Origin of the sequence: Pedobacter sp. ASV12, assembly GCF_016429155.1 — a bacterium.
Lineage (GTDB): Bacteria > Bacteroidota > Bacteroidia > Sphingobacteriales > Sphingobacteriaceae > Pedobacter.
Genome location: NZ_JAELUC010000022.1, coordinates 1 through 21,296 on the forward strand (window position 1 = coordinate 1; position 21,296 = coordinate 21,296).

The 21,296-nt window shown below is 43.8% G+C and carries 21 protein-coding genes and 1 tRNA gene; 14 read left to right on the forward strand and 8 right to left on the reverse strand.

Going from position 1 to position 21,296, the window contains the following annotated elements; translation table 11 throughout:
* Window positions 1-439, reverse strand: a 439-nt coding sequence (locus tag JHD69_RS07660; protein WP_199138984.1) for a hypothetical protein, incomplete at its 3' end; no start/stop codon positions are given.
* Between the two features lie 209 nt (window positions 440-648).
* Here JHD69_RS07660 and JHD69_RS07665 point away from each other — a divergent pair.
* The 4 genes from JHD69_RS07665 to JHD69_RS20950 all read left to right on the forward strand — a co-directional run bounded on the left by JHD69_RS07665 (window position 649) and on the right by JHD69_RS20950 (window position 3,799).
* Complete coding sequence (locus tag JHD69_RS07665) at window positions 649-1,605, forward strand: hypothetical protein (protein WP_199138986.1); 957 nt, start codon at window positions 649-651, stop codon at window positions 1,603-1,605.
* Window positions 1,606-1,663: 58 nt separating this feature from the next.
* Entirely contained in the window at window positions 1,664-2,308 is a 645-nt protein-coding gene (nth, locus tag JHD69_RS07670; RefSeq protein ID WP_199138988.1) for an endonuclease III, read from the forward strand.
* A 144-nt stretch (window positions 2,309-2,452) separates the two neighbouring features.
* Window positions 2,453-3,469 (forward strand): recombinase RecA, encoded by a 1,017-nt coding sequence (gene recA, locus JHD69_RS07675; RefSeq protein ID WP_199138990.1) that lies wholly within the window; start codon window positions 2,453-2,455, stop codon window positions 3,467-3,469.
* 156 nt (window positions 3,470-3,625) lie between these two features.
* Window positions 3,626-3,799, forward strand: coding sequence for a hypothetical protein (locus tag JHD69_RS20950; RefSeq protein WP_233165772.1), 174 nt, complete (start codon window positions 3,626-3,628; stop codon window positions 3,797-3,799).
* Here the strand turns inward: JHD69_RS20950 and JHD69_RS07680 are convergent.
* Both JHD69_RS07680 and tsaD read right to left on the reverse strand, forming a co-directional pair.
* On the reverse strand, window positions 3,792-4,007 hold the full coding sequence (locus tag JHD69_RS07680; protein ID WP_199138992.1) for a hypothetical protein: 216 nt from the start codon (window positions 4,005-4,007) through the stop codon (window positions 3,792-3,794). The genes JHD69_RS20950 and JHD69_RS07680 overlap by 8 nt on opposite strands.
* Window positions 4,008-4,018: 11 nt before the next feature.
* The gene (gene tsaD, locus JHD69_RS07685; protein WP_199138994.1) at window positions 4,019-5,020 is read right to left on the reverse strand and encodes a tRNA (adenosine(37)-N6)-threonylcarbamoyltransferase complex transferase subunit TsaD; all 1,002 of its coding nucleotides are present in this window, start codon (window positions 5,018-5,020) and stop codon (window positions 4,019-4,021) included.
* Between the two features lie 87 nt (window positions 5,021-5,107).
* Here tsaD and JHD69_RS07690 point away from each other — a divergent pair, with 87 nt between their 5' ends.
* Complete coding sequence (locus tag JHD69_RS07690) at window positions 5,108-9,508, forward strand: translocation/assembly module TamB domain-containing protein (protein WP_370583458.1); 4,401 nt, start codon at window positions 5,108-5,110, stop codon at window positions 9,506-9,508.
* A gap of 104 nt (window positions 9,509-9,612) precedes the next feature.
* On the opposite strand, the gene JHD69_RS07695 is transcribed toward JHD69_RS07690, so the two are convergent.
* From JHD69_RS07695 to JHD69_RS07705, 3 genes are all read right to left on the reverse strand, one after another.
* Complete coding sequence (locus JHD69_RS07695) at window positions 9,613-10,821, reverse strand: bifunctional 3,4-dihydroxy-2-butanone-4-phosphate synthase/GTP cyclohydrolase II (protein ID WP_199138996.1); 1,209 nt, start codon at window positions 10,819-10,821, stop codon at window positions 9,613-9,615.
* A gap of 124 nt (window positions 10,822-10,945) precedes the next feature.
* On the reverse strand, window positions 10,946-12,388 hold the full coding sequence (locus JHD69_RS07700) for an LptF/LptG family permease (RefSeq protein ID WP_199138997.1): 1,443 nt from the start codon (window positions 12,386-12,388) through the stop codon (window positions 10,946-10,948).
* Window positions 12,389-12,419: 31 nt separating this feature from the next.
* A complete protein-coding gene (locus JHD69_RS07705; RefSeq protein ID WP_199138998.1) occupies window positions 12,420-12,800 on the reverse strand; it encodes an START-like domain-containing protein in 381 nt (126 codons plus the stop codon).
* A gap of 127 nt (window positions 12,801-12,927) precedes the next feature.
* Between JHD69_RS07705 and JHD69_RS07710 the strand changes: the two genes are divergently transcribed.
* A tRNA-Met gene (locus JHD69_RS07710) sits at window positions 12,928-13,004 on the forward strand.
* Between the two features lie 1,002 nt (window positions 13,005-14,006).
* Window positions 14,007-14,738 carry a YoaK family protein gene (locus JHD69_RS07715; RefSeq protein ID WP_199138999.1) on the forward strand — a complete coding sequence of 244 codons (732 nt, stop codon included), beginning with the start codon at window positions 14,007-14,009 and terminating at the stop codon, window positions 14,736-14,738.
* A gap of 307 nt (window positions 14,739-15,045) precedes the next feature.
* Here JHD69_RS07715 and JHD69_RS07720 read toward each other — a convergent pair whose 3' ends face one another.
* A complete protein-coding gene (locus JHD69_RS07720; RefSeq protein ID WP_199139000.1) occupies window positions 15,046-15,540 on the reverse strand; it encodes a hypothetical protein in 495 nt (164 codons plus the stop codon).
* A 205-nt stretch (window positions 15,541-15,745) separates the two neighbouring features.
* Entirely contained in the window at window positions 15,746-16,159 is a 414-nt protein-coding gene (locus JHD69_RS07725) for a VOC family protein (RefSeq protein WP_199139001.1), read from the reverse strand.
* A 316-nt stretch (window positions 16,160-16,475) separates the two neighbouring features.
* On the opposite strand from JHD69_RS07725, the gene JHD69_RS07730 reads away from it, so the two are divergent.
* The 7 genes from JHD69_RS07730 to JHD69_RS07760 all read left to right on the forward strand — a co-directional run bounded on the left by JHD69_RS07730 (window position 16,476) and on the right by JHD69_RS07760 (window position 21,269).
* Window positions 16,476-17,291 carry a helix-turn-helix domain-containing protein gene (locus JHD69_RS07730; RefSeq protein WP_199139002.1) on the forward strand — a complete coding sequence of 272 codons (816 nt, stop codon included), beginning with the start codon at window positions 16,476-16,478 and terminating at the stop codon, window positions 17,289-17,291.
* 40 nt (window positions 17,292-17,331) lie between these two features.
* Window positions 17,332-18,894, forward strand: coding sequence for an FAD-dependent monooxygenase (locus tag JHD69_RS07735; RefSeq protein ID WP_199139004.1), 1,563 nt, complete (start codon window positions 17,332-17,334; stop codon window positions 18,892-18,894).
* 77 nt (window positions 18,895-18,971) lie between these two features.
* A complete protein-coding gene (locus JHD69_RS07740) occupies window positions 18,972-19,295 on the forward strand; it encodes an ArsR/SmtB family transcription factor (protein WP_199139006.1) in 324 nt (107 codons plus the stop codon).
* Between the two features lie 4 nt (window positions 19,296-19,299).
* The gene (locus JHD69_RS07745; protein WP_199139008.1) at window positions 19,300-19,767 is read left to right on the forward strand and encodes an SRPBCC domain-containing protein; all 468 of its coding nucleotides are present in this window, start codon (window positions 19,300-19,302) and stop codon (window positions 19,765-19,767) included.
* A gap of 6 nt (window positions 19,768-19,773) precedes the next feature.
* Window positions 19,774-20,151 (forward strand): DoxX family protein, encoded by a 378-nt coding sequence (locus tag JHD69_RS07750; protein ID WP_199139010.1) that lies wholly within the window; start codon window positions 19,774-19,776, stop codon window positions 20,149-20,151.
* A 37-nt stretch (window positions 20,152-20,188) separates the two neighbouring features.
* Window positions 20,189-20,689, forward strand: a complete 501-nt coding sequence (locus tag JHD69_RS07755; protein ID WP_199139012.1) for a hypothetical protein — start codon at window positions 20,189-20,191, stop codon at window positions 20,687-20,689.
* A 1-nt stretch (window position 20,690) separates the two neighbouring features.
* Entirely contained in the window at window positions 20,691-21,269 is a 579-nt protein-coding gene (locus tag JHD69_RS07760; protein WP_199139014.1) for a YdeI/OmpD-associated family protein, read from the forward strand.
* Window positions 21,270-21,296: the final 27 nt, after the last annotated feature.

Genomic DNA, 21,296 nt, shown 5'->3' on the forward strand with positions numbered 1-21,296 from the left:
TGGTCTTGAAGCGGTCGGGCTGATAGGCCTGCTTTCGGCTATTGAAAGCCTCGTCTTTATCCGTCTTGAAAAAAGCCGACAGTCCAGCGCCAAATTGGATCTGATGGCGCCTCGGCGACCTATAGCCTTTGCCCACCATCAAACTGACATCTTGAAAGCCTACGTTTTCTTGTGGTGGACCGCCATCGTAATAGTATTGCTGGTAGAGCTGCTTCTCGGCATCCGTATTGTAGCTGAAGGCACTTACCGACTTTATTTTGAGGTAAGAACCTTCTGCCTGCAGGTATACGCCACCCTGGAACAGGTGCTGGTAGCCTTTCGTTTGCCCATACTCTGCATAGAAGTAAAGGTTGTTAAAGGTTGTTTCCTCACCGGTTTTCTGTGCTATCGCCCCATGGCACGCAAACAGGCCGGCTATTAATAACAATTTGCTTTTCATGTGTTTTAAGTTTTAATGGTTTGATCGAAATTAACACATCCAAAACTGTCAGATTAACCTTAAAAGCACCTTTCAAATCAAAAACAAATCTTTAAAAGAAATACATAACATTAAAATTCAAAATATTAATCTTAAAAATTATTTAAATCATATCAAGAGAGCCAAAAAATTATTAAATTAGTGGAGATTAACTTTATACAGGATTTTTTATGCCAGATTTTCAGGTTTCATTTTTCGAAAGACTCAGGGCGGCCATCCCCGACTACCAAAATCTGGCCCAAAGCGTAGCCGACGCCTTAAATATCAGCATGAACGAAGCCTACAAAAAGATAAGAGGCGGCAGTGCGCTCAGCCTGCAGCAGGTGGTTCAACTGTCTGATACGTTTAATGTACCCTTCATTTATAACCCCAACCAATCATCTAGCGTAACCTTCAATTTTTTGAGCGTTAACGAAGACCTCAACATGGTCAATTACCTTGGCGATTTGCTGGCCAATCTCAAGCTCATCCAGCAAAGCAAAACCAAGCATATCACCATTACCACCGACGACATCCCAATTTTCCATTTTTTCAAATACCCTGAGTTAACGGCATTCAAGCTGTTTTTCTGGGCCAATAATGCCAATAACAGCGAGTTAAAATTCGACGGCTCTACCCTTACCGACGAAATTATCGCGCTTTCGCAGGAGTTGCATCAGCTTTACCTCGAAATACCGAGCACCGAAATCTGGGCCAAAGACACTGTTCATGGCACCATCGAGCAAATCAGATATGCTTACGACGCCGGCTACATCAGCAACAAGGCACTAGCCGAAAAAGTGGTAGAACAAGTGCGTTACTGCCTAACCGACATGAATATGTATGCCATCAGCAGCAAAAAAACCATCGATCCCGACCATACTTTTAACTGGTATAATTGCGATGTACTGGGCAGCATTGCCTACTTGGTCGATTTTAAGGAAAGCATGCTTTGCTTTAACCGGTTCAATACCTTTAACTACCTCAAAACCAACGACCAGTTTTATTGCGAGCAAACCAAGCGTTGGATGCAGGGCCTCATCAATAAATCGATTGCCTTTAGCGGTCAGGGCGAAAAGCACCGCAACAAATACCTCTACGAATCTTTTGCTGCCTGCGATGCCTTGATCGGCGAAATCAACGTATAGGCCAATGGCCATTAGCCTATGGACTATCAACTATGAACTAACATACCTATATTTGTACATGCTCAAAAAAGAACGCTACCAAGAATTTGTGGCCCACTTTGCCACCAAGCAGCCGAATGCCGAAACAGAGCTGCACTACAACAACCCGTATCAGCTTTTGGTGGCCGTTATTCTTTCTGCGCAATGTACCGACAAACGCATCAATCAGGTTACACCCGCACTTTTTCAGCGTTACCCTCATCCTAAATCGCTGGCTGAGGCTACACCAGACCAGGTTTTTGATTACATCAGGAGCGTGAGCTACCCCAACAACAAAGCCAAACACCTAGTGGGCATGGCTAACATGCTGGTCAACGATTTTAACAGCCAGGTGCCGTCCGACGTGAAAGAACTACAAAAAATGCCGGGCGTTGGTCGAAAAACGGCAAATGTAATCGCTTCGGTAGTTTTCGATGCGCCGGCCATGGCCGTTGATACGCATGTTTTCAGGGTAGCCAACAGAATTGGGCTTACCCGGGGCAAAACGCCTTTGGCCGTAGAAAAAGACCTGGTGAAACACTTGCCCGAGTATACGATTGCTACTGCCCACCACTGGCTTATCCTGCACGGCCGTTATGTTTGCGTGGCCCGAAACCCAAAATGCAGCATTTGCGAAATTACGCACTTCTGCAAGTATTTTGAGCAAAATTTCAAAGCTAAATAATTTAGCTATTCGGCAATGTTGAAAAAATAAATCGAATTTTATTTGTACATATTAAATTTAAATTGATATGTTTGCTAAAGTTATTAGCATTACCGCTTTTTATTAGCCGATATTTATTTTACATTTACTTTCAGATTTACAGACATGAACCCAAACACAGAAAAACTTAAAGCGTTACAGCTTACCTTAGATAAATTAGAAAAATCGTACGGCAAAGGCTCAATCATGAAATTGGGCGACCAAGCCGTAGAAACCATGGATGCCATCTCTACCGGCTCCATCAGTTTAGACATTGCCTTGGGCATTGGTGGCGTTCCTAAAGGCCGTGTTATAGAGATTTATGGCCCGGAATCTTCAGGTAAAACCACCTTGGCCACCCACATCATTGCCGAAGCCCAAAAGAAAGGTGGCATTGCCGCTATTATCGATGCCGAACATGCCTTCGATAAATTTTATGCCAAAAAACTAGGCGTAGACACCGACAATCTATTGATTTCGCAACCAGATAATGGCGAGCAGGCTTTGGAGATTGCCGATAACCTGATCCGTTCGGGCGCTATCGATGTGATCGTCATCGACTCGGTGGCAGCCTTGGTGCCAAAAGCCGAAATTGAAGGCGAAATGGGCGACAGCAAAATGGGCTTACAGGCCCGCTTAATGAGCCAGGCCTTGCGTAAGCTAACCGGAACCATTTCAAAAACCGGATGTTGCTGTATTTTCATCAACCAATTGCGCGAAAAAATCGGCGTGATGTTCGGTAATCCGGAAACCACAACCGGTGGTAACGCCCTTAAATTCTATGCTTCGGTACGTTTAGATATCCGTAGAACTTCTCAAATCAAAGATTCTGACGAAGTATCTGGAAATCGTGTTAAGGTAAAAATCGTTAAAAATAAAGTGGCTCCTCCTTTCCGTATTGCCGAATTCGACATCATGTTTGGTGAAGGTATTTCGAAAACCGGCGAAATCATCGACCTGGGCGTCGACTTCAACATCATCAAAAAAGCAGGTTCTTGGTTCTCTTATGGCGATACCAAACTGGGACAGGGAAGAGATGCCGTGAAGCAATTGCTATTAGACAATCCGGAATTAGCCGAAGAAATTGAAACTAAAATCCGTGAAGAGGTAACCGGAGATAAGCTGGAGGACAAAGAAGCTTAGGCTTAAAATAATTTACAACCGATGCCATCAGCTCGTATGAGCGAACGAAGGGAGATCAATCTACATGTTTGCCAAGACAAGATAACTCTTTGTTCGCTCAATCGATAAGATGGCTTTTTTGTTGCCCTTGCCTTGATTAATCTCCCCGATCAATCCATGGAAGATGAAAAGCAAATAACAAGATGGGCATGTTCAACCCTTCGCTATGGCCAAGCCACCATTCATGAAGTCATCTTTTTTCCGGCGAATTTTCAGTTTTTACCCATCAACCGCCCATTGGCCAATTCAACAATCAATCAGCGAATAAGCATTCTGGCCCAACCTATTTAAAACTTGAAGACTTAGGCGCTACTTGGCCATTGTTCTCCATAAAGTTTTTATCCAGTTTGATGATGGTATAAAGGGCGATAACGATGCCGAACAAAAGAAAAAACAATCCCAAATAGTTTTTCTTTTTGTCTTGCTTAATCATCCAAATCAAAAAGACAATCAATGGAATAAGCAGCAGACCAAAAAACACATAACTCGTCGTTCCCATAATTTTATTTTTTAAAAGTTCATTCTCGCCATCGGCGAAACTTCTTGCCCAACAAATTCACCAGCCAAAAACTTATGATAACCAGCAATAGCGATCATCCCTGCATTATCTGTGCAATACTGAAACGCGGGAATGTAAACGTTCCAGCCTAACTCCTTCTGCATGTCCTGAAGTGCATTTCTTAATCCAGAATTGGCCGAAACACCTCCAGCTATGGCAATATCCTTAATTCCGTACTCCTTAGCCGCTTTTTTTAATTTATTTAACAGAATGCCGACAATACTAAATTGAACCGACGCACAGATATCGGCTAGATTTTCCTCCACAAATTGGGGGTTCTCTTTTTGCCGATCTCTAACAAAATACAAAATAGCTGTTTTAAACCCGCTAAAACTATAGTTTAATCCGGGAATTTGCGGTTCAGGAAATTTAAAGGCTAAAGGATTGCCGTTTTGGGCGTATTTATCAATCAACGGGCCACCAGGATAAGGCAGATTGAGGATTTTTGCAGTCTTGTCAAAAGCCTCTCCTGCTGCATCATCCAGGGTTTCGCCCACGATTTCCATATCAAAATAATCTTTCACCAATACAATTTGGGTGTGTCCGCCAGACACAGTCAGGCACAAAAACGGAAACGGAGGCTTCGGATCATCGATAAAATGAGCCAAAATATGTGCCTGCATGTGGTTAACCGAAATAAGCGGTAGATTGAGCGCCAATGCAAACGATTTGGCAAAAGAAACACCTACCAGCAAAGCCCCCAACAAACCGGGCCCTTGTGTAAAAGCAACCCCATCCAACTCGTTTTTGTCAACTTGAGCAATGGCCAAGGCCTGCTGTACCGCTGGCACAATGTTCTGCTGATGAACCCTTGAAGCCAATTCTGGAATTACGCCACCATAATTTTCATGAATTGTTTGGTTTGCAATAACATTGGCAGTAATTTTGCCGTTGTTACAAACGGCAACTGAAGTTTCATCACATGAGGATTCTATGGCAAGTATGATAGGCACGGTTAAAGATTATTAAGCTACAAAATTATTAAAAAACTATTAAAAATACTGCTTTGGGTTGTCGCATCAATTATATTGTTGCTTGGCGTGTTGCTATTTTCGCTTCAGTTTAAGCCCGTACAGACCTATGTAGCCCAAAAAGCAGCCGCTTATTTATCCAAAGAACTTCATACCACCGTTTCGATCGGCGGACTCTATGTAAAGCCATTTAAATCGGTAGTGCTCGAAAAACTGGTCGTACTTGACCAACAAAAAGACACTTTGGCCAATTTCCCCAAGTTTTTGGTCGACATTAACAAATTTTCTTTAAAAGAGAGAATACTGGATGTCAACACGGTTCAGGTTAACAACGGCGCTTTCTTTTTAAAGGACTATCCAAACGGCACCTCTAACCTCGATTTCATTATCGATTACTTTGACACACCTAGCCAAAAGCCAAAGCCCAAAAAGAAGAAAAAGAAATTCCAGTTCTTGTTTAACCGGGTTATCCTCAATAATGTAGCTTTTAAGTACAAGAACCTTAAAATCAACACGGTTGTGAAAGGCGTAAACTTTGAGGACATCGACCTGAAACAGCTCAATGGCATTTTCGAAAAACTGAACACCAACAACCATATTATCCAGGCCAACATCAAGAACCTGACCTTCAGGGAAAAAAGTGGCTTTTATCTCAAAAACCTGAGTGCTTTTACCACCGTCGACACCAACCAGATCGAATTGCAGAAACTATTGCTGGTAACCAACCAAAGCCGCTTAACCGATTACTACCAAATGAAGTTCAGCCGGTTTAAAGACTTCAACGATTATGTAAACAAGGTAAGGATGAAGGCCAATTTTAGGGGAAGCCACATTTCTTCGAGAGACGTAGCCTACTTTGCTCCCGAGCTGGATAAAATGAAACTCGACCTTGATATTGACGGGCAGATTACCGGTTATGTAAGCGACTTAAAAGCCAAAAAGCTTGCCCTCAAAGCGGGCCAGGCCACTTATATTAAAGGCGATTTTACCATGAAGGGTTTGCCAGATTGGGAACAGACCTTTATGGACATGAAAATAGAACTGGCCGGCACCAACAAAAAGGACCTTGAAGCCATCCTCACCGATGTAACCGGCAAACCGATGCGTGCTATTCCGCAAATCGTCAGCAAGTTCGGCAACGTAAACTTCAATGGTTCGTTTACAGGTTTCCAGAACGATTTTATTGCTTACGGCGAATTCAAGACTAACCTCGGGCGCTTCAAGTCTGACGTGAACATGAAAATCGACAAGAAAGGCACCCCATCCTACACTGGAAACGTACAGACTTTTGATTTCAACCTCGGCGATCTGCTCAATGAAAAAAATCTTGGGCGCATTACCTCTGCACTTTACGTGAAAGGCAAAGGCGATAAAGTGAAAGAACTAACCGAACAGCTGAACGGCGATGTAACTTATATCGATTTTAATGGCTATCGCTATCGTAACATTAAAATTGACGGCACTTTCGACAAAAAATATTTCGACGGCAGCCTTAAGATCAACGACAAAAACATACAGCTGACTTTTGATGGCGGTGTGAACCTCAATCCGGCATTGCCTGTATTTAATTTCAAAGCCAATATCCGCAATGCCCGTTTAAAGACTTTAAAACTGTACAAGGATTCGCTAAAAGTAGATGCCGATTTCAGCACTAACTTTTCAGGCAATAACCTCGACAACATCCAAGGCAATCTGCTTGTGCAGCACATTACGCTGAACAACAAAAAGGGAATATACCATATCGATTCCGTACAGCTGAATGCCAAAGGCATTGGCCAGGAAAGAAGTTTGGCCATTAAATCCGATATTTTCGACGCGAGCATCAAAGGCCAGTACGACCTCAACACTATTGTGTCGTACTACAAGGCCATCGCCAAAACTTATATTCCTTCACTTAAGGCCGATATTATCAACTATAAAACGCAGATTTTCGATTTTAACCTTCGGGTGAAACGATTTGAACCGATTGCCGAACTGGTGGCGCCGGGCTTGACCATCGACGACCAGGCCATTTTGATTGGCTCTTTCGATTCGAGAAACAATACGGCAACGCTTAACGGCAGCATCAGGAAGCTCACTTACAAAGGCATTACGGCCAACAACATCATCCTGGAGGAAAACACTACAGCCAAGCAGCTACAAGCCATTATCACTTCCGACCGTGTTGACCTGAACGACAGCCTGTACATTAAAAACGTGAACATCGCCAATGTGTTGCGAAACGACAGCTTGGCGCTCAACTTAAAAATGTCTAATGCCGACGACGCCAATCAACTCGATTTGAACGGATTGGTAGAGTTTGTAAATGACAGCGCGAAAATCAGCATCTTGCCTTCCATCCTCAAAATCAACAGCGAAGATTGGAACATCCAGGAAAAGGTACGCATCAATTTCAACAAAGGCAAAACGGCCATCGACAATTTCTCGCTCAGCAATGGCGAGCAGATGCTTTCGGTTGACGGTGTACTCTCTGAAGACCCCAAAGACCTTTTGCTGGTAGGCTTCGAAAACTTCAACCTCAAAACGCTCAATCCATTTGTGAAAGCCATGGGCATCAAATTGGCCGGAAAGGTAAATGGCCGAACGCGATTGTACGACATTTTGAAAACGCCGCGAATTACGGATAGCCTGAGCATCGATTCTTTGAATTTTAACGACACCTACATTGGCCGCCTAACCGACACTTCGGCCTATGATCAAGCAAAAAATGCGGTAAACGTGTATACGCAGATCATGACCGACAATAGGGAAACCTTTAAGATAACCGGTGGCGTTGACCTGAAGGAGAAAAACATAGACCTAGCCATAAAGATGGACGGCAGCAAGCTTACCGTGCTCGAACCTTTTGTGAAAAAGCTGGTTTCTAACCTTAAGGGAAATATTTCTGCCGACCTTACGGTAAAAGGCCCGCTCAGCAAGCCCCGCATTAACGGCGATGTTTCTTTTGATCGTGGCGAAGTGACTGTAAACTACCTGAAAACTCCTTACACCCTCAACGATAAGATACAGATAGACAATAGTGTAATCCAAATTAACGATTTGGTGCTGGAAGATGCCGAAGGCAATGAAGCTAAAGCCAACGGAACGGTTGACCTGAACAACCTCGACGACCCTACGATCAGGGTTCAAATCAATGCCACCAACTTTATGGCACTCAATACTACTTCAAAAGACAATTCGCTTTACTACGGCAGGGCTTATGCCACGGGCGACTTTTCTTTTAATGGTCCAACCAGTAGCATGCTGATTAACATTGATGCCAAAACAGAAAAGGGGACTATCTTTAACCTGCCGCTAAACAGTTCTGAAACCATTTCGGATAAAGACTTTATCACTTTTGTAAGCAAAGACACCACCAAAACCGTGAAGAAGCAGACGAGTTTTGATGGCTTGAAAATGAATTTCAAACTTCGGGTAGACCCTAACTCGATAGCCAATATTTATACGGTGCTCGGCAAGCTGAGCGGCAAGGGAAATGCAGAACTGGAGCTGAACATTACCAGCGGCGGCGATTTTGAAATGAAAGGAGATTATATCATTGAAAGCGGTCTTTTCGATTTTACAGCCCAGGAAGTCATCAACAAGCGTTTTGAAATTCGACAGGGCGGAACGATCCGATGGACAGGCAATCCAGCCAATGCGCAAATCAACCTCAAAGCCATTTATGCCCTGAGGGCCAGCACTGCCGATTTGTATACCGCAGCCAACCAGGATCAATCGTCGAGCACGAATGAGAGGGTACAAACCGAGGTAGAAATGGGGCTCAGCGGCCTGCTTTTGCAACCCGACATCAAACTGGATATTTTCTTTCCGGCCAATCCTGCCATCAAAGAAAAGCTACAGTCGTATTTTAACGACGGCAATAACCTGAATACGCAGGCCTTGAGCTTGATTATCCAACGCAGGTTTGCACCGGGCACGGGAAAGGAAAACCTAGGCCAACAATTGGGTTCTGTGGGCACAAGCACTGCCAGCGAGCTGATTTTTAACCAGTTCAACAACCTCCTTTCGTCTTTAAACCTCAACTTTGTCGACATTAACATCCGTTCTTTTAACGAGGCCAGTGCTTCATTTAAATTCTTTAACGACCGTATTATTGTCAATGCAGGCATCGTAGACAACACCAAAAGCTCTACCGATTATTCGGTGGGCTTGTTTAAAGACAATGTGGGCAAAGAGGTGGAGATTTTAGGCTTGATTAAAAAAGACGGAACGCTAGTGGGCAAACTGGCCAACAAGCCGCCAACGCAACAAAGCATTTTTGCCAATCCTGGGGTCGATCCTAATGCCAACGTTACTTCTTTTGGCCTGATTTACAGTCAGCAGTTTGATTCGTTTAGGGAATTCCTGCAAAAAATAACCGGCAAATACCGTAAAGAACAGAAGAAAAAGCAAGAACAGGCTCAAAAAGAAAAGGTGAACAAGGAAGCCATTTTGAACGAGAGCAAGAAAAACAATCCGAAAAGATAGTTTACGGTTCGCGGTTTTCAATAACCAGTTGGCAGTTTACAGCTGCTACTTGGCCGACCAATGAGCATAAAAAAATCCGAAGCTTAGGCTTCGGATTTTTTGTTTTATTTCATGATTTGGTGACCCATTTTATCGCGTTTGGTCCTCAAATAGGTTTCGTTATGCTTATTGCTTTCTATTTCGATGGGCACATTTTCCATGATTTCCAAACCATAGCCAATTAAGCCCGCTCTTTTGGTAGGATTATTAGACATCAAGCGCATTTTGCTTACGCCCTGCGCCCTCAAGATCTGTGCGCCCACGCCATAATCGCGTTCATCGCCTTTAAAGCCCAATTTAATATTGGCCTCAACCGTATCAAAACCTGCATCTTGAAGGTTATACGAACGCAACTTGTTGATCAAGCCAATGCCCCGGCCTTCTTGGTTCATGTACACGATGATCCCTTTTCCTTCTTGTTCAATCATCTGGAAAGCTTTGTGCAATTGCGGACCGCAGTCGCAACGGCAAGAACCGAAGATATCGCCAGTAACACAAGAGCTATGGATGCGGGCCAAAATAGGTTCGTCTTCTTTCCATTCGCCTTTGGTAATGGCCAAGTGGGTAGCATTATTACTCAATTGGGTGTAAGCGGTCATTTTAAAATCGCCCCATTCGGTTGGCAAATTTACGGTAACTTCTTCCCTGATAAGGCTTTCGGCTGCCAAACGGTAGGCAATCAAATCTTTGATCGAGATGATTTTCAGTTCGTGCTGCGCGGCGATTTTCATCAAATCGGGCAAACGTGCCATCGTACCGTCTTCGTTCATGATTTCGACCAATACGCCAGCAGGCTCAAAACCTGCCAAACGGGCAATATCAATGGTGGCTTCGGTATGCCCTGTTCTTCTCAATACCCCTTCCCTACGCGCCTTAAGCGGAAAAATATGCCCTGGCCTACCCAAATCCTCAGGTTTGGTATCCGGATTAATCAAGGCCTGTACGGTTTTGGCCCTATCGTGAGTAGAAATGCCGGTTGTACAGCCGTGGCCAATTAAATCGACCGATACGGTGAATGGCGTTTGATGCAAAACGGTATTGTTCTGTACCATAAGGTCGAGCTTCAAATCATTGCATAAATCCTCGATTAAAGGTGCACAAATGAGTCCTCTTCCATATTTAGACATGAAGTTAATTACTTCTGGCGTTACGTTTCTGGCAGCTGTGATAAAATCGCCTTCGTTTTCGCGATCCTCGTCGTCTACCACAATAATGATTTTGCCAGCCCTGATTTCTGCTAGTGCTTCGTCTATGGTATTTAATTTTATTTCCATTTTATATTTGATCAAAAAATTGGCGGGGCAGAACATTTAACCGGCTCCCGTAATACAAAGTTACAACCTTTGCCGACAATAAATCGGCTTAAAATATCATTGATAAGTAAGGAATAGCGCTGGTTTAGTCTGATTTTTTGCTTTCTTTCTTTTTAAACAGGCCCACGATCAGCTGTTTGTAATAGTCTATATCGAACAAAGCCGAGTCTACCGTTGCCTTATAAGTTAGGAAAATGCCTAAAGGCGTTAAAATGATGATGGCCACCCACATGCCAAAATTTGGATCTAGCGAGCCTTCCTTAGCCGATTTTTCGGCCACGGTAGAAAGAATATGGTAAATGAGGAAGAAGACAATGGCTATAACTACTGGCAGGCCCAAGCCGCCTTTTCTGATGATGGCACCCAAAGGAGCACCAATAAAGAACAGCAACAAACAGGAAACGGCCAAGGTGTATTTACGCTGGTATTCGATCTGCGCCCGGATAATTTCTTTCGATTTGAAATCGAAATCCAAAATACGGTTAATCACAATCTGCTTGACGGTTTCGGCCTGATCGTAGCCACTTTGCACCGCTTGTATGCGCAGGTTTTTAGGAATAGCATTTAAGATAGAGCCTTTGATGACTTTAGCCGACACCTTAACCTTGGTATAGCCTTTGGCCATTTCGTTTTGCTTAAAATAGGCAGAGGCATTTATCTTGGTGGTTTTATTCAGGCTATCGAGGCTTTTCCTGATCGAATCTTCGCGATGCAGCAGCTCTCTCCTATTCAGCATCGGGGCATTGTTTTTGAAACTGGCCTCCTGGGTACGATTAAATCCGCCAAAGCTGCCCAGGTCAAACTTCACTTCTGTTTGCTTAAAGCGCATGCGGGTTAAGGTTTGGTGCGGATTAAAGGAACCGTTACCTGTATTTTCTTCGTAGCGTACGCCATTTACCAAGCTTAGCACCAAGTATTGGTCGTCGCTGGTTTTGGCCATCCTGCCTTTTTCGGCTAGGATAATTTTAGGAATGCCGTTGGTTCCGGTATGGTCGTAGATCATGATGCCATACAAAGAATCGATTGCGCCTTCGCCTTTACGCTCTACGCGCATGGCATAATTCTGTATGCTGTTGTTAAAAACGCCAGGCTTAATCAGAAACGAAAGTTTTTTATTGCGTATATCATACAGCAACGAACCATATTTGAGGTTGGCTTTAGGCAGCATGTAATCTGAAAACAGAAAAGAGGCAAAAGAAAGGCCGATGATAAAGACAAACAGGGGCCGCATGGCCTTTTGCAGCGAAACACCGGCCGATTTGATGGCCACGAGCTCATAGTTTTCGCCCAGGCTGCCAAAGGTCATGATAGAGGAAAGCAGCACGGCCAGTGGCAAAGCCATAGCCACATTGGCGGCTGAGGCATAAAGCATAACTTCGGCAATGGTATACCACTCGAAGCCCTTTCCGATCAAATCGTCGATATACTTGAACAGGAAGAACATCAACAGGATAAACATCACAATAAAAAATGTGACGAAAAATGGCCTGATAAATGCCTTGATCAGCAGTAGGTGTATCTTTTTCAATATACAAAGATAGGCAAAGCCGACGAAAAAATTAGCCTCCGATAACGCTAACTAGGTAAGTGATCTGGTTATCCCAGATTTGTTTTTTTTCGGCAAGGGTTTCGTCGGTAGCAAAATCGGTAATGGCAAGGGCAACATCGTTGGTCAGTTCATCCTGAACGATTTCCATTTCGAAATAGCAATGCGGATCATCGTCAACCCATTTAAACTTAACAAGTTTGTTTTCTTTTACGCTTAGCAGCTTGGCTTTTTGCACTTCTCCATCCCAGGTAAAGGTATAGGTTTGGTCTCTGAAAACTACATCGTCTGCAAACCATTGCGACAGCCCATTAGGCTCGCTGATAAAGCTGAACAGTATACGTGGAGAAGACCTCAATTCATATTCTAGATTAAATTTTTTCTTTTCTGACATCCTTAAACACCGCTATCTGTAAAAATAATGGACTATTTTTTTAATTTTTGTTTCTAAAGAAAAGTAATTTATTCTATATTTGCAACTCTTTAAAAAATAGTATTCAACATTTGATATTATTTTTCCCGGCGGGGTAGCTCAGATGGTTAGAGCGCAGGATTCATAACCCTGAGGTCGGCAGTTCGATCCTGCTCCCCGCTACCAAAGCTGCAAAAGAGGCAAAGCCCAGGTTTAATTCTGGCATGCCTCTTTTGTCGCTTAAAATAAGCAGCTACAAAACAGTAGCTTTATCCTAAAACTGCTACTCCCATCCATTTTCTTGTGGCAGGTAACTTTAGGGACACCCTCTTAGCAAGTCTTACCTAGTTTTTCTTAATGTTGCATATTTCAGTTGCTTATACATTAGTCTTGAGATGAGTGAAAGCCCTAACAGGTTGTTGAACCTGAATGCGTTTTTAAATTAGTTGGCGTACAGTTGAAGGTGCTTCGTCGGTCATCAGTATAAACCGTGTTCAACGTTCCTACGAACAAAGGGTGTATGCTGGTCGATTCCGCGTCCCTGACCACCTTAGCGAATGGTCTAGTACAGGGGTCTTGTCCTTGAACGATCGACATATTCTTTAAATGTTATGTTATAGCTTATCCACCATCTGTAATACGTTGAAATATTTATGACATCTAATCATGGCATATTGTACGTTTCATCATTGCTAACCATAAATTTTCCCACGCAAAATGAATAGGTCCGAAGTACATTTTGCCACTATGGCAATGATCATAAGCAATGCACTTCACCATATCAAAATGTGCATAACTATACTGGCATCAGCATGTCCTAAAACATCCCTGATTATTGATCAAATAAGATTCTTTAACCAGATGGCTCACTTTAGCCATTCCATTGGAATATCGTGTTGATAAATGAACCTATTGGAGATTTCTTTTTTACTTAGTTTTGCCGAAACGAAAACTTCTTTGTAAAAAAGAAACGACTGGAATTAAAGTTGTATTAGTCCAGCATATTAAAATATCGCATTTAAAAATTATGCAAATGGCGGGATCGATAAGATCAGTCCAAAAATGGATTTATATATCGTGCTTTTTTAACAATACGACAACTGTTTTATAGATTTATCAGATGCTCAATAACAGCAATGTCACAAGGGCAATAATTTATATAATTGAATAAATGCTGAACTTTTGTATATGTTGCGTCATATAGGCCATAAAAGAAGTTTTACCCATAACCTGCGTTTAGCTATATTGCTCTGCCTGAACGCAGGATTTATCAATGCTGCAGGCTTTATAGCATTTGCTGTCCTGACCACTAATGTAACCGGTCATGCAGCTTTATTGGCGGTTAACCTGGCAGAAGAACACTGGCGTTCGGCACGGATGGTTGTCCTTTGGTTGTTTCTTTTTCTGGCAGGTGCATTTTGCTCAGGATGGTATATAGGCCGGAATGGACGAAATCAAGCTGCTGCATATTCTGCACCGATCATTGTAATTATGCTCATCGTAGGCTTTGTTGGGCTCTATGGGCCACATTATCAACAAACCCTTCCTGAAACCGAGTACTTCGCAGGAAGCTTATTGTTCGCAATGGGCATGCAGAATGCATTAGTTTCGATGATCTCGGGTTCGGTTGTGCGTACTACGCACCTAACAGGGATGTTCACAGACCTTGGAATTGATCTTTCCGCTTTAGCCATTTCGGGATTTAAACCGGATGCCACACTCAAGCGTCGTATCCTGTTGCGTATTTCCATTATTATATCCTTCCTGGCCGGTGCTATCGCCGGTGCACTTTGCTTCAACAACATGTCTTTCAGCGCTTTTTGCATACCAACAGGGTTGTTATTCATCGCGCTGTTCTATGATTACCTGCGGGTCAAATTACGTCGGCTATTGAGTTCCCAGCACGATAAAAAACCGTAATTTCATATCTGGCAGCCTTTAAATTCTACAAACCACCATATCAAAGCAACAACAATTAGAGTTCATCATAAGGCATATTCTTTTCGCGAAACTGGTGGGTACTGCCATAAATGTGCTTGACCAATTTGTTGTCTTTCCATATGCCTAACACGTAATTTCCGAACTTGTCGGTAACCTTACCTTCACCGTTAAGTTTGCCATTTTTAATCCCGCCTCCATATTTACTTCCTTTGACAGTTGGGCGTGCGGCGTAAGATCTTCCATCTGGTCGGCGACATTGAAAGCCGCCTTATAGCTGGCAATAATTCTAAGCCCTTACCTGTTGCTTCGGCTGTTTTGAACGGATTTTTTCCCTGAACCGATCGATCCGCCTTTTATTGTCTTGCTGCAGCAGCAAAGGATAGAGGTTCATCAGGATATTCACTAACATCATGATCAAAGCGAATAGCCAATCGCCCTTGAAGAGCTTTGCCCCTACAAACGGCAGCACAAACAGAAACCCGCACAGGTGCCCAATTTCTGCCACTGTCATCTCCTGGCGCAAGGAATCCAATTCGCTTGGTCTGATCCTCTTTTTCATGGAAAGCTTCGGGTTGAAGTATTTGAAGAACGAATTTTGGACAATCCACCTGAATGCGTCAAGCCCGATCATCCTTCCCAGCCATTCGTTCCTGATCAAAAAGAGGTTCGTTAATCGTGTTTTGTAAAATTGGGTGCTGACCAAAAGCGCGTTGGCCATAATGCCGATAATCCAAGAGATGAAGGCGATGGATAGACTGAACGTAAAATACTTGAGAACCATAGCTTATTTTAATGGAGGCAAATGTAAGGAGATTGGTCCATTTTGTTTCTAAGCACGCTTCTGATTTTTAGGTCCTGCCCTGTTGTTTATAGAAACCCTACATGACAATGATCAAAAAGACCAACCTGGGTAAAGGTTGGTCTTTTTGATTTTCAGTGAACGTCCATTATTTGATGCCGGACGTGGTCGGGCTTAAATCAAGCTCCTAGCTTTGATGTTCAGGCATGCCGTCGGGATTCATCCATACAAATTCCCAATGGTGGCCATCGAGGTCTTCAAAACTGTGCTGGTACATAAAGCCATAATCGCTGGCCGGGTTAGGCACGGTAGCTCCGGCGGCCACGGCCTTGTCTACCATTTCGTTAACAGCTTCCTTGCTGTCGGCCGAAAGTGCGATGGAACATTCTATTGCTTTATGCGCATCAACAATTTCTTTTTTGGTAAAAGTCTGGAAGAAAGGCACGGTAAGCAACATCACGTAAATGGTATCGCTGATGACCATGCAGGTCGCTTTCTCGTCGGTAAATTGCGGATTAAAAGTATAGCCCAGTTTGGTAAAAAACTCCACGGATTTGTTGAGGTCTTTAACCGATAGGTTTACAAAAATTTGAGTTGCCATAATTGCTTTGATTTAGTTTATCCAAAACTACGGCAATACCGTCTACCTTCAAGCGTGCAAAAGGGACAAGTTAAGGGGCTAATTGCGACTCGTACAACCTTTCGATTGCCTCAAGCAATAGTTGCTTGATACATGAAAAGTGAATGCCCGTTATTTTCAGCCAAAAAAAGAGATATTGAGCTAAGCAGCTTTACAAAACAAGAGCCAACCTTACAGTTCGCCTCAAGCAACAACCACATCGACAGCATCGCCTACTCTAAGCTATTGCACACCTTCAACATGCCTGGGATATTTCCCAAAATTGCTATCTTTCCATATGCAGCACCAAGAGTTTGAAGCTCCAGCAACCTTACGCGACATCATCAAGTGCTTTTGGCACAATAAAAGAACATTTGAAACGGCCGAATCGAGTTTTGAAGTAGTTCCCGACGGCTATGCCGAAATTATCTTCTACTTTGGCAACCTCTACCAAGCTTATCCTAGAAATCTGCAGCGTTTACCCTCGCCATTCGTCATGGGCTTGCTCAATCAGCCTATTATCTTTTACACGGATGGTCCTTTGGAAATTATTGGCATCCGATGTTTTCCATGGACTGTATTCGACTTGCTCGGCTTGCCATCGCGCAAACAGGGCGTACACTTGTTTGAGCATCCGATAGCCGATATCCAAGCTACATTGGCCAAACAGGTAAAAACCGGCCAAATTGATGAAGCAATTTTTACGCTGATTCAATATTGCTTAGCTATGCGGCAACAGATTGCTGTTGACCATACGCTTGCAAAAGCCGGCATGGCCATAAGGAAAGCCAATGGCGCCATGTCTGTGGGTAAGGTAGCTGCCGAAGCCCATGCCACGGTGCGTACCTTGGAAAGAAAATTTAAGCAGGCTGCCGGTCACACGGTTAAAGATGTTTCGGCGCTCATCCGTTTCGAGCAGGTGCGAAACCGTTTGTGGCACCATCCAGATTCGAATCTTGCCGGCTTGGCCCATGAGCTGGGCTACACCGACCAATCCCACCTCAGCAGGGAATTCAAACGCTTTACGGGCACTACGCCAGCGGCATTCGCCAAAAAAGCCAAACAGGGCAAACAAGCCATAAGCGGCGATTTTGTCGCGTTTGTACAAGCCTAGCCCTTAAACATTGTCGAATTTTGTGTTTCAATCATTCAACATGAAAACAACACGACAAGACCATAAATCTATAAAAAACCAAGCCATTTACGATGTCATTATTGCCGGTGCGGGGCCTGTAGGTCTTTTTTTAGCCTGCGAACTGGCCCTGGCCAAATGCTCGGTCCTGATTCTCGAAAAAACCGCAAATAACCAGTCGCCTTTAAAGCAGCTCCCTTTTGGCATCCGCGGCCTTTCGGCTCCAACCATTGAAGCCTTTTACCGTCGTGGCCTTTTTAATGCCTTGGAACTCCACAAACAACTCAAAAATCCCCACCAAAACGCCAAAGGGGGCAAGCATAGACAGGTCGGACATTTTGCGGGCATTCCATTAGCCGAAGGCAACATCCATAGCTCAAGTTGGAAATACCGCCTGCCAAGCGCTACACCAACCAGTCTAATCACCGAGATGCAGGAAATCGAAACCGTGCTGGCAAAGCGTGCAACAACTTTGGGCGTAACAATTAAACACGGTCAGGCAATTACCGGTTTCGAACAAACCGACAACGCAGTAACAGTATGTAGCAACCAACGATCTTTTAAAGGCAAATGGCTGGTAGGCTGCGATGGTAGCCGAAGCGTGGTGCGTAAAGCTGGCGGCTTCGAATTTGAGGGTACCGAGCCCGAATTTACCGGTTATTCGACCAAAATAGATCTTGTTGACCCAGAAAAACTCCAAACGGGCCGCATCATGACTGCAAGAGGGATGTACATGCAATCGCAACCTGGCTATTTGCTACTCCAAGACTTTGATGGCGGCGCGTTCCACAATTCGGGGCAAGCCCCTACCTTAGCACACATACAAACAGCGCTACGCCGGATATCGGACACCGATGTAACCATTAGCGCTTTGCATACGGCCACTACATGGACAGACCGGGCCAGACAGGCTACAACCTATCGCAACGGACGGGTATTTTTAGCTGGCGACGCGGCCCATATCCACTCGCCCTTAGGTGGGCAAGGACTTAACCTTGGGCTTGGCGATGCCATGAACCTGGGCTGGAAACTGGCTGCCACCCTTCACAATAGAGCGCCTGAAGACTTATTAGATACTTATGAGGCCGAACGGCATCCAATAGGCGCACAGGTACTGGACTGGTCGCGGGCGCAGGTGGCCATCATGAACCCAAACCCGGCTTCGCGCGCGCTGCATGCCATTATGCGCGATCTCATTGCCACACCAGATGGCGCTACTTATTTTGCCAGCAGGATTTGGGGCATTTTTACGCACTATGAACTTAATGGCAACCACCCGCTTACGGGCTACAGTGTTCCGAATTTTGAATTTGAAGACGGCACCACTATTGGCGATTTTATGCACGATGGCCAAGGCATATTGCTCGACTTTGCAGACAACACTTCGCTAAAAGCCTTGGCACTTCCATACGGCAAACAATTAAAATATATTTCACATCAAGCAAAAAACCGGCTTGGTCTAAACGCCGTATTGGTTCGTCCAGATGGTTTTATTGCCTGGGCCTGCGAGGGCGAGCCAGATGGCAATGAGCTTAAAAAGGCCATTGCCAAGTGGTTTATGAGCCATTCGGGAACCGAGCAATAAATCATTCGCGAAGTTTTTTCAGAAAAAATTGCGTAGTCAAATAACTACATTTATATTTGTAGTCAAATAGCTACATAATGAATTTACGAAGAGATGTATTCCAAGCCATAGCCGATCCGACCAGAAGAGCCATCCTGCTCTTGGTAGCCTCGCAATCGATGACTGCAGGCGCCATAGCCGCCAATTTCGATACCGCCCGGCCAACGGTTTCCAAACACCTCCAAATCTTGACCGAATGCGCCTTGCTGCAACAAACACCAAACGGCAGGGAAATCCACTATCACATCAATGCCCAAAAAATGAAAGAAGTAGCCGATTTTATCGAACCCTTCCGCCAAATGTGGGACGATCGCTTCAACAAACTGGAAAGCATCATGAAAACCTATCAAGCCAACAAATAAAAACATGGAACTCAAAACGAAAATAGATGCCCAGGAAGGCAAACAAGAGCTTACCATTACCCGCGAGTTCGACCTTCCTCTTTACTTGCTCTTTAAAGCTTATGAAGAACCCGAAATTGTAGCACAGTGGATGGGTACCAAGGTACTGCAGCTCGACAATAAAAAACATGGCAGTTACCGTTTTGAAACCAGCGACAAAAATGGAAACGTGGTATTTAGGGCCAATGGCACCATCCACGATTTTGTGCCTGACCAAAAAATTACGCGAACCTTCGAAATGGAAAATACGCCCTTTGATGTACAGCTGGAGTTTTTGGAGTTTGAAAAACTGACTGAACAAACCAGCAAGCTTACCATGCATGTAGTTTACCGATCGGTTGAACTGAGAGACAACATGCTCAAGCTACCTTTTAAACAAGGCATTAACATGGCGCACAACCGATTACAGGAGGTTGTTGGTCAACTCAACTAACCGGCCATGAAGAAAAGAAACAAAATCATTTATTGGGTGGCCACGCTTTGGTTGGCTTTAGGCATGACCTCCACTGGCATCGTACAGCTGCTCAGATCGAAAGACGAGGTTGCCAACATTAGCCATTTGGGCTATCCGCTTTATTTGCTTACTTTATTGGGCATTTGGAAAATATGGGGTGTGGTGGCTATCCTTATTCCTAAATCCCCTTTGTTGAAAGAATGGGCCTATGCTGGTTTTTTCTTTGCGATGTCGGGAGCTATATTTTCACATATTGCGGCAGGCAATCCGCTTAGCAAAATATTTCCCGCCCTGCTTTTATTGATGCTCACTTTAGTGTCGTGGTATTTCAGGCCCGCCGATAGAAGACCAGCGTTGACCTAGCTTTTAATTTTAAATTCTGTTTCTTAATTTACATCAAATGGATGCTGTTGAATACTTGAACAAATTTAAAAAAGCCACCGAACAGCTTGACCCAAAAAGGATTCACGAAAAACAGCTGGAAGTAGCAGTTGGCGAGGTCTTGGATTCGGTTTTTTTAAAATTGTATAAAAAATCGTGGGCAAGTCCGTTTCAAGAGCCATTAACAGCCCAATCGAGAATTTTCTTTTCTGTGTGGATCAACAAAGAGGCCATTGAAGAACAAAAAATCCTGTACAATATCCATGCTTTTAAACTAAGGCATTTGCAGGGTTATAAGATCCAAAGCAGAAAATTTGCAGAACTTTTTAGGACTGGCTTTACAAATTTCGAACATAAATGGCCAAATGTAAGCGTTGATTTCGGACCGCTCACCTTAATGGAGGGCTGGTTAAAATTAGCTTTAGAAAACATGGAGGGTGATATCCTGGAATTAGCCAATGGCTTTTTAGAGATTGAATATTTGATTGATGATACCTTAGCCCACTTTAAAACGAATTGACATGAATCCTAAAGTTGACTTTTATTTCAATAAGAACAAAAATTGGCAGGAAGAAGTGGAACGTCTGAGATTAATCGCGCTCGACTGTGGCTTAGTTGAAGAATTGAAATGGGGCTGTCCTTGTTATACTCATCAAGAAAACAACATTGTACTGATCCATGATTTTAAGGAGTACTGTGCATTTCTCTTTTTTAAAGGTGCCTTGCTCAGCGACCCCAATCATATCTTGATCCAACAAACCGCTAACGTACAGGCGGCGCGTCAAATCCGCTTTACCAATATTATAGAGATATTAGATCAGGAAGCTACCTTGAAAGCCTATATCCACGAAGCCATTGAGGTGGAAAAAGCCGGCCTGAAAGTGGAGCTTAAAAAGACAACCGAATTTAAGGTTGCCGCAGAATTTCAGCATAAGCTGGATTCAATTCCTGCCTTAAAAAAGGCTTTTGAGGCTTTAACGCCTGGTCGACAAAGGGCGTACCTTTTGCATTTTTCTTCGCCCAAACAATCGCAAACCCGTACATCGCGGGTAGACAAATGCATTCCGCAAATTTTGAACGGTAAGGGCTTAAACGACTAGAATGAAAAACGACAAAAATCAACCGAT